Source organism: Cupriavidus sp. SIMBA_020 (assembly GCF_046535395.1).
Taxonomy (GTDB): Bacteria; Pseudomonadota; Gammaproteobacteria; order Burkholderiales; family Burkholderiaceae; genus Cupriavidus; species Cupriavidus campinensis.
Window position 1 is genome coordinate 130,214 of sequence record NZ_JAWRWU010000008.1, and the last position, 15,444, is coordinate 145,657.

Sequence of the window (15,444 nt, forward strand, 5' to 3'; positions counted from 1 at the left end):
CTGAAAGCTGGGAGGAAACCATCATGATGGACTGGTTCAGGGAGCTGTCGCGCGCCGAGCGCAAGGGGTTCTACGGCGCGTTTCTTGGTCATGCGGTCGATGTGTTCGACTTCATGATCTATTCCTTCCTCATCTCCACGCTGCTGGCGCAGTGGGGCATGAGCAAGTCGATGGCGGGCGCCATCGTCACCTGGACGCTGGTCTCGTCGCTGGTGGGCGCGGTGGGCGCCGGGCTGCTGGCGGACCGCTTCGGCCGCGTGCGCGTGCTGCGCTGGACCATCATCGTGTTCGCGGTGTCGTGCTTCCTGTGCGGCATGGCGAATTCGCCCGAGCAGCTGCTGGTATTCCGCATGCTGCAGGGGCTGGGCTTCGGCGGCGAATCGTCGCTGTGCATGGTGCTGGTGACCGAGCTGATCCGCAATCCGGCCCATCGCGGCAAGTACTCGGGCTTCACCGCCAGCAGCTATTCGTTCGGCTGGGGCGGCGCGGCCATCGCCTACGCCATCACGTTCAACCTGTTCGAGCCGGAAACGGCGTGGCGGGTCTGCTTCTTTCTCGGCATCCTGCCGGCGCTGGTGGTGATCTACCTGCGCCGCAACCTCCAGGAGCCGGAAGTCTTCCTCAAGAGCCGGGCCGCGCGCGGCAAGGTCTCGCCGGGGGCGGACCTGGCGCGCGTGTTCCGCGCCCCGCTGCTGCGCAAGACCTTGCTGTGCAGCCTGCTGTCGGGCGGCATGCTGGGCGCCTACTACGCCATCGCCACCTGGCTGCCCACCTTCCTGAAGACCGAGCGGGGGCTGTCGGTATTCGGCACCAGCTCCTATCTGGCCGTGACCATCCTCGGCTCGCTGGTGGGCTACGTGGCCGGCGCCTACGCCACGGACCGCTGGGGCCGCCGGGTGACCTATATGGCGTTCGCCGCCGGCGCCTTCGTCATGGCGATGATCTATATGGTGATTCCGGTCAGCAATACGTCGATGCTGTTCCTCGGCTTCCCACTCGGGGTGCTGATGCAGGGCGTGTTCTCGGGGATTGGCGCGACGATCTCGGAGTCGTACCCGAGTGCCGTGCGCGCCACGGGGTATGGCGTGTCGTACAACCTCGGCCGGGTGATCGGCTCGTTCTTCCCGCTCGCGGTGGGCTGGCTCAACAGCGGGCGGACCTCGCTGGCACTGGCCATCGCCATGGTGGCCGGGGTGGGCTACGCGCTGGTGATGGTGTCGGCGGCGCTGCTGCCGGAAACCTCGGGCATCGACCTGGGCCAGGCCGGCGGCGGGGATGACGAGACGGACCCGGCGCAGGCGCCGGCGACGGAAGCGGCGCCGCTGGCGCCCACGGGCCGCCCGGCATAGCGGCTGGGTGAGGGCGGAGGAGAGGCGGGGGGGCCGATTCTCCGTGAAACAACACTCGGTGCGTGCACTTTTAAGCCGCCGCTTACCAGCGGCGGTCGCCAGCCTATAATGTCTGCTTTGCCGTCGGCGCGATGCCGGCGGTGCCCCCGACGGCCCCGCTCCACGCGCTGGCCGTACCCTTCTCGCCCTCTGCTATGACACCCCGACAGTCGTCCCCGGTGTGGTTGCGCCTCTGGCATCGCTTTGCCGAGGTGGAGCGCAACGGTTTTCTCGACGGCGCACGCTATTTCGCGCCATCCCTGCCCGCCGTGTTCTCGTGGGGGCTGGTCACCGGGGTGGCCATGAGCAAGTCGGCGCTGACCGTGCCGGAGGCCATCGGCATGTCGCTGCTGGTCTATGCCGGCTCCGCCCAGCTGGCCGTGCTGCCGCTGTTCGCCGCCGGCCTGCCGATCTGGACCATCTGGCTGACCGCCGCCGTGGTCAACCTGCGCTTCGTCATCTTCAGCGCGGCGCTCCAGCCGCACTTCAGCTATCTGCCGATGGGCCGGCGCACCGTGCTGGGCTTCTTCAACGGCGACCTCCACTTCGTCTATTTCATGCAGAAATACGTCGAGCCGGGCTACGCGCCGGGCAAGGAGGGCTATTTCTGGGGGATGGCGCTGGTCAACTGCGCCACCTGGCAGGTCTCGTCGCTGCTCGGCATCCTGCTGGCCAGCGTGTTCCCGGACGCCTGGGGTCTCGGGCTGGCCGGCGTGATGGCGCTGATTCCGGTGATGATCGCCACGATCAACTCGCGCTCCACGCTGATGGCCGTGGTGGTGTCCGCCGTGCTGGCGCTGCTGTGCTTCGACCTCCCGTACCGGCTGGCACTGGTGGTGGCCGTGGTGGGCGCGCTGGCGGCGGGCATGGCCAGCGACGAACTGGCGGCGCGCGCCACGCTGCGCGGCATCCGCGCGCGGAAGGACAAGGCCAAGGCCGAGGCCCGCGCGATATCCGAGCCGCAGCCGGCGCCCCAGACCGGAGACCGCGCATGAGCCATCTGGAAACCTGGATCGCCATCGTCGGCATGGCCGTGGTGACCGTGTTCACGCGGGCGCTGTTCCTGATGGCCGGCGAGCGCGTGAGCGTGCCGGACCGCCTCCAGCGCGCGCTGCGCTATGCCCCGGCGGCAGCGCTGGCGGCCATCATCGTGCCGGAATTCATGACCTGGCAGGGCCACTTCACCATCTCGCCGATGAACGCCAAGCTGATGGCCGGCATCGCGGCCACGGTGTTCTACCTGTTCACGCGCCGCATGGTCGGGATGATCGTGGTTGGCATGGCGGTGTACACCGCGCTGCGGCTGCTGACCTGAGCCTTCTGATCCCCACTGTTAACTAATAGCGCGATGGCTCGGTCAGCATCGTGCTGAGCCGGGTCAGCAGGTGCGCCAGTTGCGCCTGCGTGCTGGTGTGGGTCTTGTTGAAGATCGACTTGACCTGGGTGCGGCTGGTCTCGCGCTTGATGCCGAGCTGGACGCAGGCGTCCGGCAGGCCAACGCCCTGCGTCAGCAGCGCGGCCAGCCGCGTTTCCGCCGGCGTGAGGCCGAACAGGTCGCGCAGGATGGCCGGCATGGCGCGCGGCGTGCCGTAGCGTTCGTGGATGGCGGCCAGCACGGTATGGGTCTCCATGCCCGGCAGGCTCTGCGCCATCGGCGCCAGCGCCAGGGACACGATCTGCGCGGTGCGGCCATCCGGGCCGGCGGCCTGGATGGCCTGCGCGGCCTGCAGCGTGTCTGGCGCGGCCATGGCGCTGAGCACCTCGGCGAACGGCCGTGATAACTGCCAGAAGGCGCTGTCCGTCCACGGGCTGGCGCGCGGCCCCAGGAAGGCGGCCGGCATCAGGCGCCGCACCCACGGCTCGCCGGACTGGTTGGCGAACAGCGGCTTGCCGGCCAGATCGAACACCACCACGCCGAAGGGCAGCCGGTTCAGCATGTCTTCCGACAATCGGCCCCGCGCGACCAGCTCCTGCATGCGCTCGCGCAGGCCGATGGCATCGCGCAGGTGCGGAATCACCCAGTCCAGCGCGAGGGCGTCCGCCTCGGCATAGACATTGGCATCGAGCGGCCGTTGCAGCGACAGGTAAATCTCGTAGGTGGGATGCCGCTCGATCAGGCACGACATGACCGACGCGACATTCAGGCCGCGCAGGAACTCGCCATAGAACGGGCTGGTGCGCATGACCTGCTCGCCTACGTCGCGATGGTCGATATACCAGTCCCCCACGCCCAGGCGCTCGGCGAACGGCCGGCTCGGGTCGAACTGGTAGTAGTGCGAGGTGTAGGCCTCCATGGCGTCGGGCTTGTAGTCCACCGCGTGAGTGACCACCACGCGGTCCAGCGCCCGGTTGCGCACGACCAGCGACGCCTGCGAACTGCCGCTTGCGTCACACAGGGCGACCAGGCTCCGCTGCCAGGCGCCCGTTTCGAAAACACCTTGGTAGAGACCTCGGATGGTCTCGTGCATTTGTCCGTCGTTCATGCTTGAGTCCGGCGAGGTGCGCGGGGCGTGCGCCCGGTTCCGGTGAGGCGGGCGGCGCGTCAAGACTTCGCGTGCCTGCCACGGGGATCGCGGCAGGGGAAAGGGGCGATGCAGGGTGCTAGCCTCCCTCTAGTGTGGCGGCGAGCCGCGTCAGCATCTGCGTGAGGCGGGCCTGGCTGCCGCAGCCCGTCTTCAGGAAGATGGATTTGAGTTGCGTGCGCGCGGTCTCGTGGCGAATGCGCATCTGTCGGCTCGCCTCGGGCAGTCCTTCGCCGCAAGCCAGCCGCGTGGCCAGCCGGGTTTCGGCCGGCGTGAGCCCGTACAGCTCGCGCAGCACGGTATCGAGCAGCACGGATGGGGCGCCGGCCTCGTGCACCACCACCAGCGCGGCGGGTTGCTGCCAGGAGGCGGCGAGGATGTGGGTGGGCGGCAGGGGCAGGACCAGCACCTCGGCCGTGGCGCCGGTCTTGTCGGTGGCGCGCGCGGCCTGCGCGGCCTGCGGCTGGTTGGGATGGCAGGCGGCCTGGACCATCTCGGCAAAGCCGCGCGAGAGGCGCCAGTCGCCGGTCTTGCCAGTGGGGTCGAGCCGGCGCGCCCAGCGCTCGCCGGCCGTATTGGCCAGCAGTAGGTGGCGCTCGGGTGTGTAGACGGCCACGGCGAAGGCGAGCCGCTCCAGCAGCCGCGCGGAGACAGACGCCAGCGCGGACAGCCCCAGGGTGCGTTCGCGCAGGGCGATGGCGCTGCGCATATGCGGCACCACCCAGTCGAGCGCGCGGGTGTCCTCGCCCGAGAAGGCGTCCTGGCTCAGCGCGCGCTGCATCGAAAAATAGACTTCGTAGTGCGGCTGCCGTTCCACCAGGCAGGCCACGTAGGAGCGCAGGTCGAAGCGGTTGAAGAAGTCGCAGTAGAAGGGGTGGCGCGCCATGCCCTGCGGGCCGAGATCGCGCGCATCGATATACCAGGCGCCGGGCACCAGCCGGGGGGCAAAGATCTTGGCCGGGTCGATGGCCTGGTATTCCTTCTCGTACGCGGTGAACAGCTCCGGCACCGGATTGACGATCTCGTTGACGGTGACCTGGTCGCGCACGGTGTCCCACACCATCATCGAGGCATGTGCGCTACTCGCCATATCGGTCAGGGCGCACAGGCTCTTGTGCCATGCCCCGGGGTCCAGAATGCCTTCGTAAAGCCCACGGATTGCCCCGTGCATGCTTGTTTGGTCCATCGGATTACCCCTGCATTCACGACAATGGACCATCCGGTCGCCGGCGCCTCGAAACGGAGCTGGTCAGGGGGATGGCTTTTTCGTTATTGCCGGTCGTTGCCGGCTCGCTGGCTGCAACTGATGATGCGATGTACCAAATATGCGAGGTTTGCTATGCGTGTCTGGCGGTGCATACGTTTAGTACATTAGGGCGTACATTAACCCAATAGGGGCGACCCGCCAGAGATACCTGTACCCTCCCTTCGAGGGGGTTTGTAGTGAAGTCCGATGCGCTCCTGGCACTTTCGCCCACAGGGTGAGTATTAGTGATTCATGCGGCATTTCTAGGGCCAATCGCATAAAACCGTGACGGCGATCAGGTAAAATGCCGGTTTCCCCGATTTCCAACGCGGCCGCGTGCTGTTGGCGTACCGCCCAGTCCCGTTTCTACTCGCCATGACCTCTGTCCTGCGTCTCACCGATCTCATCTCCCAAGGCAATCTCTCCGGCAAGCGCGTGTTTATCCGCGCCGATCTGAACGTGCCGCAGGACGATGCCGGCAAGATCACGGAAGACACCCGCATCCGTGCGTCGGTACCGGCCATCGAAGCCTGCCTGAAGGCGGGCGCGGCCGTCATGGTGACGTCCCACCTGGGCCGCCCGACCGAGGGTGAATTCAAGCCCGAGGACTCGCTGGCCCCGATCGCCGAACGCCTGTCCGAACTGCTCGGCAAGCCCGTGCGGCTGGTGCAGAACTGGATCGATGGCGTGGACGTGGCGCCCGGCCAGGTGGTGTTGCTCGAGAACTGCCGCGTGAACAAGGGCGAGAAGAAGAACAGCGACGAACTGGCCCAGAAGATGGCCCGGCTGTGCGATGTCTACGTCAACGACGCCTTCGGTACCGCGCACCGCGCCGAGGCCACCACCCACGGCATCGCCAAGTACGCGCCCGTGGCCTGCGCCGGCCCGCTGCTGGCCGCCGAGATCGACGCGCTGGGCCGCGCGCTGGGCCAGCCGGCCCGCCCGCTGGTCGCCATCGTGGCCGGTTCCAAGGTTTCCACCAAGCTGACCATCCTCAAGTCCCTGGCGGACAAGGTGGACCAGCTGATCGTCGGCGGCGGCATCGCCAACACCTTCATGCTGGCCGCCGGCCTGAAGATCGGCAAGTCGCTGGCCGAGCACGACCTGGTTGGCGACGCCCAGGCCATCATCGACATCATGGCCCGCCGCGGCGCCTCGGTGCCGATTCCGGTGGACGTGGTCTGCGCCAAGGAATTCAGCGCCACGGCCGCCGCCACGGTCAAGGACGTCAAGGACGTGGCCGACGACGACATGATCCTCGACATCGGCCCCAAGACCGCCGCCCAGCTGGCCAACCAGCTCCAGGCCGCCGGCACCATCGTCTGGAACGGCCCGGTGGGCGTGTTCGAGTTCGACCAGTTCGGCAACGGCACCAAGGTGCTGGCCGAGGCCATCGCCAACTCCAAGGGTTTCTCGATCGCGGGCGGCGGTGACACGCTGGCCGCCATCGCCAAGTACCACATCGCCGACCGCGTGGGCTATATCTCCACCGGCGGCGGTGCCTTCCTGGAGTTCCTGGAAGGCAAGACGCTGCCCGCGCTGGAAGTGCTCCAGCAGCGCGCCGCTGCCTGATTCGCCTGATTTCCCCCGATTGTTCCCGAGCCGCCCCTGTTCGTACCAGTTGCCACTGAGGAAACCGCCCGCATGACTCGTTCCACCAAGATCGTTGCCACCATCGGCCCGGCGTCGAGCACGCTGGACATGCTGACCCGCATGATTGCCGCCGGTGTCGACGTGGTGCGCCTGAACTTCTCCCACGGCACCGCGCAGGACCATATCGACCGTGCCGCAATGGTGCGCGAGGCAGCGGCGGCCTGTGGCCGCGAGGTGGCCATCATGGCGGACCTGCAGGGCCCGAAGATCCGCGTGGGCAAGTTCGAGAACGGCAAGATCACCCTGGCGCCGGGCGATCCGTTCGTGCTGGATGCCACCTGCCCGCTCGGCAACCAGGAGCGCGTGGGGCTGGACTACCAGGACCTGCCGCGCGACGTGGGCCCCGGCGACGTGCTGCTGCTCAACGACGGCCTGATCGTGCTGGTGGTGGAACGTGTCATCGGCAGCGAGATCTTCACCACGGTGCGCGTGGGCGGCGAACTCTCGAACAACAAGGGCATCAACCGCCAGGGCGGCGGGCTCTCGGCGCCCGCGCTGACCGCCAAGGACATGGAGGACATCAAGACCGCCATGGCCCTCGGCGCGGACTACGTGGCCGTGAGCTTCCCCAAGAACGCCACCGACATGGAAATGGCGCGCCAGCTGGCCGCCGTGGCCGGCCAGCCGCATGGCCACAAGGCGCGCATGATCGCCAAGATCGAGCGGGCCGAGGCCATCCGCCCGGGCGTGCTGGAGGAAATCCTCCAGGCGTCCGACGGCATCATGGTGGCCCGGGGCGACCTGGCCGTGGAAGTGGGCAACGCGGCGGTGCCGGCGCTGCAGAAGCGCATGATCCGCCTCGCGCGGGAGGCCAACAAGCTGACCATCACCGCCACGCAGATGATGGAAAGCATGATCGTGAACCCGGTGCCGACCCGCGCCGAGGTGTCCGACGTGGCCAACGCGGTGCTGGACGGCACCGACGCGGTGATGACCTCGGCCGAGACCGCCGCCGGGCGCTTCCCGGTGGAGACCGTCGAGGCCATGGCCGCCATCTGCCTGGAGGCCGAGAAGTCCGAGGTGGTGCAGCTGGACACCGACTTCCTGAACCAGACCTTCTCGCGCATCGACCAGTCGATTGCCATGGGTGCGCTGTTCACCGCCTATCATTTGGGAGTGAAGGCCATCGCGGCGCTGACCGACTCCGGCGCCACCGCGCTGTGGATGAGCCGCCACCGGATTCACGTGCCGATCTACGCCATGACGCCGAACCTGGCCTCCCAGCGCAAGATGCAGCTGTACCGCAACGTGGTGCCGTTGCCGCTGCAGTCGAGCACGGACCGCGATGTGGCGCTGGAGCAGGCCGAGGAGCTGCTGCTGGCCCAGGGCGTGGTGCAGCGCGGCGATTTCATCGTGCTGACCATCGGCGAGCCCATGGGGCAGCCGGGCGGCACGAATACCCTCAAGATCGTGAGGGTGGGCAGTTAAGGTTTAGGAATAAGCGCGCGATGTGGCGCGCCGGACAGACGCGGCACCCTGGTGGTGCGAACCTGCCGGCCCGGACATCCCCGATAAGAACCCCCCAAATTTTTCATTCAGGAGTTAGACATGCCACTCGTTTCCATGCGCCAGCTGCTGGACCATGCCGCCGAGAACAGCTACGGCCTGCCGGCCTTCAACGTGAACAACCTCGAACAGGTGCAGGCCATCATGCAGGCCGCCGACGAGGTCAACGCCCCGGTAATCATGCAGGCGTCGGCCGGCGCGCGTAAATACGCCGGCGAGCACTTCCTGCGTCACCTGATCGAAGCGGCCGTGGAAGCCTACCCGCACATCCCCGTGGTGATGCACCAGGATCACGGCCAGTCGCCGGCAATCTGCCAGGGCGCCATCGACCTTGGTTTCTCGTCGGTGATGATGGACGGCTCGCTGCGTGAAGACGGCAAGACCCCGGCCGAATACGAGTACAACGTCGACGTGACCCGCAAGGTGGTGGCGCTGGCCCACGCCGTGGGCGTGACCGTGGAAGGCGAACTGGGCTGCCTGGGCTCGCTGGAAACCGGCGAAGCGGGCGAGGAAGACGGCATCGGCGCCGAAGGCGTGCTGGACCACTCGATGCTGCTGACCGACCCGGAGCAGGCCGCCGACTTCGTCAAGGCCACCCAGCTGGACGCGCTGGCCATCGCCATCGGCACCTCGCACGGCGCCTACAAGTTCACGCGCAAGCCCACGGGCGACATCCTGGCCATCAGCCGTATCAAGGAAATCCACGCGCGCATCCCCAACACCCACCTGGTGATGCACGGTTCGTCGTCGGTGCCGCAGGAACTGCTGGAAGAGATCCGCAAGTTCGGTGGCGACATGAAGGAAACCTACGGCGTGCCCGTCGAGGAAATCCAGGAAGCGATCAAGTTCGGCGTGCGCAAGATCAACATCGACACCGACATCCGCCTGGCCATGACCGGCGCGATCCGCCGCTTCTTTGCCGAAAACCCGAGCAAGTTCGACCCGCGCGAGTACCTGAAGCCGGCCCGCGAGGCCGCCAAGCTGGTCTGCAAGGCCCGCTACGTGGCGTTTGGCTGCGAAGGCCAGGCCAGCAAGATCAAGCCGGTCGGCCTGACCGACATCGCCTCGGCATACAAGTCGGGCAAGCTCGCCCAGGTTGTGCAGTAATCACTGTCGTGACGGCGTCGTCCCCAGCATACGGGGGCGACGCTTTTTTGTTTCGTTTTCCCGTTTGGCTCTCCCGCCGGCCCAGACCCCACCATGTCCCAAGCTCTCTATCAGTCCTCCATCCAGTCCCTGCCGCTGCTCGGCCATGGCAAGGTCCGCGACAACTACGCCGTTGGCGACGACAAGCTGCTGATCGTCACCACCGACCGCCTCTCGGCGTTCGACGTTATCCTGGGCGAGCCGATCCCGGCCAAGGGCCGCGTGCTGAACCAGATGGCCAACTTCTGGTTCCGCAAGCTGGCGCACATCGTGCCGAACCATGAGACCGGTATCAGCGCCGAGAGCGTGGTGGCGCCCGAGGAAGTGGCGCAGGTGCAGGGCCGGGCCGTGGTGGTCAAGCGGCTGAAGCCGATCCTGGTGGAAGCCGTGGTGCGCGGCTACCTGGCCGGCAGCGGCTGGAAGGACTACCAGGCGACGGGCAAGGTGTGCGGCATCGAGCTGCCGGCCGGCCTGCAGAACGCGCAGAAGCTGCCCGAGCCGATCTTCACGCCGGCCGCCAAGGCCGAAATGGGCGAGCATGACGAGAACATCTCGTTCGCCGAGGTCGAGGCGCGGATCGGCAAGGAACTGGCTGCCCAGATGCGCGACATCTCGATCCGCCTGTACAAGGAAGCGGCCGACTTCGCCGCCACGCGCGGCATCATCATCGCCGATACCAAGTTCGAGTTCGGCCTGGACGAGAACGGCACGCTGACCCTGATGGACGAGGTGCTGACCGCCGATTCGTCGCGCTTCTGGCCGGCCGATTCGTACCAGGTGGGCACCAACCCGCCGTCGTTCGACAAGCAGTTCGTGCGCGACTGGCTCGAGGCCGTGCGCATCGACGGCAAGCCGTGGCCCAAGACCGCCCCGGCGCCCAAGCTGCCCGAGGACGTGGTGCAGAAGACCGCCGACAAGTACCGTGAGGCGCTGACCCGCCTGACCGGCGAAGCACTCGCCTAACCGCACTAGGAAGGACAGATCGTGAGCAACGCAGCAAAGCCGGTGGTCGGCGTGGTGATGGGCAGCAGTTCCGACTGGGACGTGATGCAGCACGCGGTGGCCATGCTCAAGGATTTCGGTGTGGCGTTCGAGGCACAGGTGGTCTCCGCCCACCGCATGGCCGACGACATGTTCCGCTACGCCGAGTCGGCGCGCGGCCGGGGCATCCGGGCGATCATCGCCGGCGCCGGCGGTGCCGCCCACCTGCCGGGCATGATCGCCGCCAAGACCATCGTCCCGGTGTTCGGCGTGCCTGTGCCGTCGAAGTACCTGCGCGGCGAGGATTCGCTGCTCTCCATCGTGCAGATGCCCAAGGGCGTGCCGGTGGCCACGTTCGCGATTGGCGAAGCCGGCGCGGCCAACGCGGCGCTGCACGCCATCGCCACGCTGGCCACCACGGACGACGCGCTGGCCAGCGCGCTCGAGGCGTTCCGCGCGAAGCAGACCGAGGCCGCGCGCGCCATGACGTTGCCGGCCTGAGTCTCAGTCCCTCTCTCTCTATATATAAGCAAGCCGCCGGAACCGATCCGCATGCCGACCGATATCCATCCCCACCTGTCCGAAGCCCACACGCCGGAGTCGCGCGCCGAGTTCGGCGTGGACAACCCGACCGCGCCGATCCTGCCCGGTGCCTGGCTCGGCATGCTCGGCGGCGGCCAGCTCGGCCGCATGTTCACCCATGCGGCGCAGGCCATGGGCTACCGCGTCTGCGTGCTGGACCCGGATCAGGACAGCCCGGCCGGCGCCGTGGCGGACCGGCATATCTGCGCGGTCTATACCGATGAGGCCGCGCTGGCCGAGATGGGCCAGCTTTGCGAGGCCGTGAGCACCGAGTTCGAGAACGTGCCGTCGCTGTCGCTGGACCGCCTGGAGCAGCTGGGCGCGTTCGTGGCGCCGCGCGGCTATTGCGTGTCGATCGCCCAGAACCGCATCGGCGAGAAGAAGTTCTTTGCCTCGTGCGCCGAGCGCACCGGCGTGCCGCCGGCCCCGCACTGGGTGATCCAGCACGATGCCGATGTCGACCAGATTCCGGACAACGTGCTGCCGGGCATCCTCAAGACCGCGCGCATGGGCTACGACGGCAAGGGCCAGGCCCGCGTGAAGACGCGCGAGGACGTGCGCGCCGCGTGGCGCGCCATGCAGCACGTGCCGTGCGTGCTGGAGCAGATGCTGCCGCTGGCCTACGAGGTGTCCGTGCTGGCCGCCCGCGCCGCCGACGGCAGTACCGCCACCTGGCCGCTGGCCGAGAACGTCCATCGGGACGGCATCCTGTTCTCGACCACCATGCCTTCGTCGAGCGTGTCTGACGACATCGCCAACCGTGCCCGCGCCGCCGCCGCCACCGTGGCGACGGAGATGGGCTACGTCGGCGTGCTCTGCATCGAATTCTTCGTGCTGACCGATGGCACGCTGGTCGCCAACGAAATGGCGCCGCGCCCGCACAACTCGGGCCACATCACCATGGACGCCTGCGAGACCAGCCAGTTCGAGCAGCAGGTGCGCGCCATGGCCCGCCTGCCGCTGGGCAGCACGCGCCAGCATTCGGCCGGCAAGATGCTGAACCTGCTGGGCGATGTCTGGTTCGAATTCGGCCTGGAGCGCACGCCGGCCTGGGACGCGGTGGTGGCCCAGCCGGGCGCCAAGCTGCATCTGTACGGCAAGAACGACGCGCGGCCGTCGCGCAAGATGGGCCATGTGAACTGCGTGGGCGAGCAGGCTGCTGCCGCCGATGCGGCGTTCAACGCCGCCGCGCAGGCGCTTCATATCCCGGTCTGAGGGTCGTCGATGTCTTCACGCATGCCCACGGCGGCCGAACTGGATGAGGCCGTCCGCCTGCTCGAGGCCGGCCAACTCGTCGCCTTTCCGACGGAAACGGTCTACGGGCTTGGCGCCGATGCCGAGAACCCCGAGGCCGTGGCGCGCATCTTCGCCGCCAAGGGCCGGCCGTCGAACCATCCGGTGATCGTCCACGTGGTGGATGGCGCCGATGTAGGCTACTGGGCTGCGGAAGTGCCGGAGGCGGCACAGAAGCTGATCGACGCCTTCTGGCCCGGTCCGCTGACGATCATTCTCAAGCGCGCCGCCCATATTCCGGCGGCGGTGGCGGGCGGGCAGGACAGCCTCGGGCTGCGCTGCCCCTCGCACCCGGTGGCGCAGGCGCTGCTGTCGCGCTTCCGGCGTGGCCGGGGCGGCATCGCCGCGCCTTCGGCCAACAAGTTCGGGCAGGTCAGCCCGACCACGGCCGAGCATGTGCGGGACGAATTCGCGGGCACGGTCTACGTGCTGGAGGGCGATGGGGTGGATATCGGCATTGAATCGTCGATCGTCGATCTGTCGCGCATCGACGAGGTGGGGCCGGTGCTGCTGCGCCCCGGCGCGATCACGGCGGCGATGATGGCCGACGTGCTCGGCACGATGCCGCTGGCCCCCGACGCCGCCGCGCCGCGCGCCTCGGGCACGCTGCGCGCCCACTACGCACCGCGCACGCCGCTGACGCTGGCCTCGCCGGATCAACTACCGCGTTTTCTGGCGACGCTGCCGGCCGATGGCCGGCTCGCCTGGGTCGGCGGGGCGCAGGTCAGCGACGACCCGCGCTGCGTATTCGTGCCAGCCCCGGCCACACCGGACGCCTATGCCCAGGCGCTCTACGGCCTGCTGCGCAAGCTCGACAAGGAAGGTTTCAGCCGGCTCGTGTTCGAGCCAGTCCCCGACGCCCACGACTGGGACGGGGTACGCGACCGCCTGGGCCGCGCGGCGGCGGCATTCGAAGCCTGATTGCGCCAGGGCCGCCCTGGCCCTACCGGCGCTACCAGGCGCTCAAGGCGCTCAAGGCGCTCAAGGCGCTCCGCGAAACACCCATTCCATCAGCGCATCGTGCGCTTCCTGCGCGGCGGAGGCGTTGGGGTGGTTGATGTACGCCACCACCACATAGCGGCTCCCGTTCGTCGCATCGACATAGCCGGCCAGCGCGCGCACATCGGCCAGCGTGCCGGTCTTCAGGTAGGCGTTGCCCGCCGCGTGGGCGCGCGTGAGCCGGTTGCGCAGCGTGCCGTCCACGCCGAGGATGGGCAGGGAATCGACCAGGGTATAGCCGACGTCGCTGGCCAGTGCCTGCTGGAGCAGCCGGGCCATGTCATAGGCGCTGATGCGCTCCTCGCGCGAGAGTCCCGAGCCGTTGTCGAGCACCAGCCCCGGCATGTCCAGCCCCTGGCGCGTCAGCCAGCGGCGGATCACCTGCGCGGAACGCGCCGTGCTGGCCGGGCCGCTGCGGTCCATCTCCGCGCCAATCGTCAGGAACAGCTGGCGCGCCATCACGTTGTTCGAGAACTTGTTGATGTCGCGCACCACGTCGCCAAGCGGCTGGCCGTAGTGGCGCGACAGCAGGAACGCGCCACGCGGCACCGCGCCGCTACGCAGGCCCGGCATGTGCGCGAAGCGGCCGCCGGCCGCCTGCCACTCGGCCACGAACCCACCCCAGATGAAATCACTGTGCGACAGCGTGGCGAGATTGACCACACGCTCGCCGCAGTCGCCCGAATAGGTGCCTTCGAAGGTGGCCACCACGGTGCCGTCCGGCTGCGGGGCGATGTTGGGCGTGGCGCGCGAGCGCCAGTCGCCGCAGCGGCCGTTGGTCAGGGTCAGGCGGTTCTCCACGCGCAGCTGCGCCAGCGCGGGCGTGACCGCCACGTCCACGGTGCGGCCGGCGGCGTCCGGGGTGATCGTGAACGACAGGGTCTTGAAGGCGTACAGCAGCGCGTCCGGATTGACGTTGTAGGCGCGCTGGGACTCGCCGTCGATCGTATAAGTGCCTTCGGCAGCATCCGCGAAGAAGCTGCGGTCGAGCACCACGTCGCCGTCGATGGTGGTGGCGCCCGCGTTGCGCGCCGTGGCCACCAGCTTGGCCATTTCCTCCGGCACCAGCTTGGGATCGCCGCGCCCGCGCAGGTAGACGTTGCCGCGGACGGTGCCGTCGGCGGTGGGCTCGCTATCGGCGTAGAGCGAGGTCAGCCAGCGGTAGTCCGGCCCCAGCAGCTGCAGGCCGGCGAAGGTGGTCACCACCTTCATGGTCGAGGCCGGGTTCATCGGCGTCTCGGCGTTCCAGCTCACGCGGGCCTGCGGTGCGCCGACCTTGACCACGTAGAAGCTGGCGGCAGAGAGCGGCACGTTGGCCCGGCGCAGCGCGGCCGTGACCGATGCCGGTAGCCCGGTGCGGGCGGCGGCCAGGTCGACGGTGTCGGCGCTCGCGCGGCGGACCGAGGCGGATTTCGAGGCGGTGGCTTTGACGGCCTGCGCCGCCTTGGCGGGCTTGGCGGGTTTGGCCTGGGCACCGGCGATGCCGGTGGTGAGCAGCACGGCGGCGGCGATGGCGGCCGTCAGCGGAAGGCGAAGCAGGGCAGGACGATTTGGCATGGCGAGCATGTTAACGCATGCCCGCCATCGGCTGGATGACGTAAAACAGCCGCTTCACGTGCCAGTTCACCCGTGAAGTCGGCTTGGCGTCTCAGCGACGCTCGGTTCGGTCAGGGGCAGTCGGCGGCGCAGTCGCGCGGCGTGGCGTTCGGGATCGGAAAGATCGCATCGTAGGCCCAGTTGTAGATCAGCGCGTAGACCATGTAGAAGCCGGCCACGGCGATGTCCATGATGAAGGCATCGATCAGGCTGATGTCGAGATACCACGCCACGGACGGCAGGAAGACCAGCAGCAGCCCGCCTTCGAACAGGATGGCGTGAAGCACGCGGATGGCCGGCGTCTTCCGCAGCTGCCCCCGGAAGCGCAGCATCGCCTTGTCGAACATCAGGTTGTAGACGTAGTTCCAGACCGCGGCGATCAGCGATGCCACCGCGCCAATCAGGCCCATCTGGTGCAGGGCGAAGCCGAACACCCAGCTGGCCAGCGGCGCGAAGGCCAGCAGGCCGATCAGCTCGAAGCCGACGGTATGGCGGATGCGGTCTGCGGTGGTGCGCATGAGGGGATCTCCTT

The 15,444-nt window shown here is 68.1% G+C and carries 14 protein-coding genes; 10 read left to right on the forward strand and 4 right to left on the reverse strand.

Translation table 11 applies throughout. The features are described 5' to 3' along the window. Window positions 1-23: 23 nt before the first annotated feature. The 3 genes from SB751_RS17095 to SB751_RS17105 all read left to right on the forward strand — a co-directional run bounded on the left by SB751_RS17095 (window position 24) and on the right by SB751_RS17105 (window position 2,703). Window positions 24-1,349, forward strand: coding sequence for an MFS transporter (locus tag SB751_RS17095; RefSeq protein ID WP_144197290.1), 1,326 nt, complete (start codon window positions 24-26; stop codon window positions 1,347-1,349). 194 nt (window positions 1,350-1,543) lie between these two features. Next, window positions 1,544-2,383, forward strand: coding sequence for an AzlC family ABC transporter permease (locus tag SB751_RS17100; protein WP_211943628.1), 840 nt, complete (start codon window positions 1,544-1,546; stop codon window positions 2,381-2,383). Then, the gene (locus SB751_RS17105; RefSeq protein WP_144197292.1) at window positions 2,380-2,703 is read left to right on the forward strand and encodes an AzlD domain-containing protein; all 324 of its coding nucleotides are present in this window, start codon (window positions 2,380-2,382) and stop codon (window positions 2,701-2,703) included. Before SB751_RS17100 ends, SB751_RS17105 begins: the two co-directional genes overlap by 4 nt. A 22-nt stretch (window positions 2,704-2,725) precedes the next feature. Here the strand turns inward: SB751_RS17105 and SB751_RS17110 are convergent, their stop codons facing one another. Both SB751_RS17110 and SB751_RS17115 read right to left on the reverse strand, forming a co-directional pair. After that, window positions 2,726-3,871, reverse strand: coding sequence for a helix-turn-helix transcriptional regulator (locus tag SB751_RS17110; protein ID WP_211943629.1), 1,146 nt, complete (start codon window positions 3,869-3,871; stop codon window positions 2,726-2,728). A gap of 118 nt (window positions 3,872-3,989) precedes the next feature. Then, window positions 3,990-5,096, reverse strand: a complete 1,107-nt coding sequence (locus tag SB751_RS17115) for a helix-turn-helix transcriptional regulator (protein ID WP_410748242.1) — start codon at window positions 5,094-5,096, stop codon at window positions 3,990-3,992. A gap of 435 nt (window positions 5,097-5,531) precedes the next feature. On the opposite strand from SB751_RS17115, the gene SB751_RS17120 reads away from it, so the two are divergent. From SB751_RS17120 to SB751_RS17150, 7 genes are all read left to right on the forward strand, one after another. Then, entirely contained in the window at window positions 5,532-6,728 is a 1,197-nt protein-coding gene (locus SB751_RS17120; RefSeq protein ID WP_144197295.1) for a phosphoglycerate kinase, read from the forward strand. 72 nt (window positions 6,729-6,800) lie between these two features. Continuing rightward, window positions 6,801-8,237 carry a pyruvate kinase gene (pyk, locus tag SB751_RS17125; RefSeq protein ID WP_144197296.1) on the forward strand — a complete coding sequence of 479 codons (1,437 nt, stop codon included), beginning with the start codon at window positions 6,801-6,803 and terminating at the stop codon, window positions 8,235-8,237. Between the two features lie 120 nt (window positions 8,238-8,357). Then, window positions 8,358-9,422 (forward strand): class II fructose-bisphosphate aldolase, encoded by a 1,065-nt coding sequence (fba, locus tag SB751_RS17130; protein WP_144197297.1) that lies wholly within the window; start codon window positions 8,358-8,360, stop codon window positions 9,420-9,422. A 93-nt stretch (window positions 9,423-9,515) separates the two neighbouring features. Beyond that, a complete protein-coding gene (locus SB751_RS17135) occupies window positions 9,516-10,424 on the forward strand; it encodes a phosphoribosylaminoimidazolesuccinocarboxamide synthase (protein ID WP_144197298.1) in 909 nt (302 codons plus the stop codon). 21 nt (window positions 10,425-10,445) lie between these two features. Then, window positions 10,446-10,943, forward strand: a complete 498-nt coding sequence (gene purE, locus SB751_RS17140; RefSeq protein ID WP_092292053.1) for a 5-(carboxyamino)imidazole ribonucleotide mutase — start codon at window positions 10,446-10,448, stop codon at window positions 10,941-10,943. A gap of 51 nt (window positions 10,944-10,994) precedes the next feature. Continuing rightward, window positions 10,995-12,239, forward strand: a complete 1,245-nt coding sequence (locus tag SB751_RS17145) for a 5-(carboxyamino)imidazole ribonucleotide synthase (protein ID WP_144197300.1) — start codon at window positions 10,995-10,997, stop codon at window positions 12,237-12,239. A gap of 9 nt (window positions 12,240-12,248) precedes the next feature. Next, window positions 12,249-13,238, forward strand: a complete 990-nt coding sequence (locus SB751_RS17150) for an L-threonylcarbamoyladenylate synthase (protein WP_144197301.1) — start codon at window positions 12,249-12,251, stop codon at window positions 13,236-13,238. A gap of 60 nt (window positions 13,239-13,298) precedes the next feature. Here SB751_RS17150 and dacB read toward each other — a convergent pair whose 3' ends face one another. Together dacB and SB751_RS17160 are read right to left on the reverse strand one after the other, a co-directional pair. Continuing rightward, window positions 13,299-14,882: a D-alanyl-D-alanine carboxypeptidase/D-alanyl-D-alanine-endopeptidase gene (gene dacB / locus SB751_RS17155; protein ID WP_144197302.1), complete on the reverse strand. Its 1,584-nt coding sequence runs from the start codon at window positions 14,880-14,882 to the stop codon at window positions 13,299-13,301. A 101-nt stretch (window positions 14,883-14,983) separates the two neighbouring features. Then, complete coding sequence (locus tag SB751_RS17160; protein ID WP_410748243.1) at window positions 14,984-15,430, reverse strand: PACE efflux transporter; 447 nt, start codon at window positions 15,428-15,430, stop codon at window positions 14,984-14,986. Window positions 15,431-15,444: the final 14 nt, after the last annotated feature.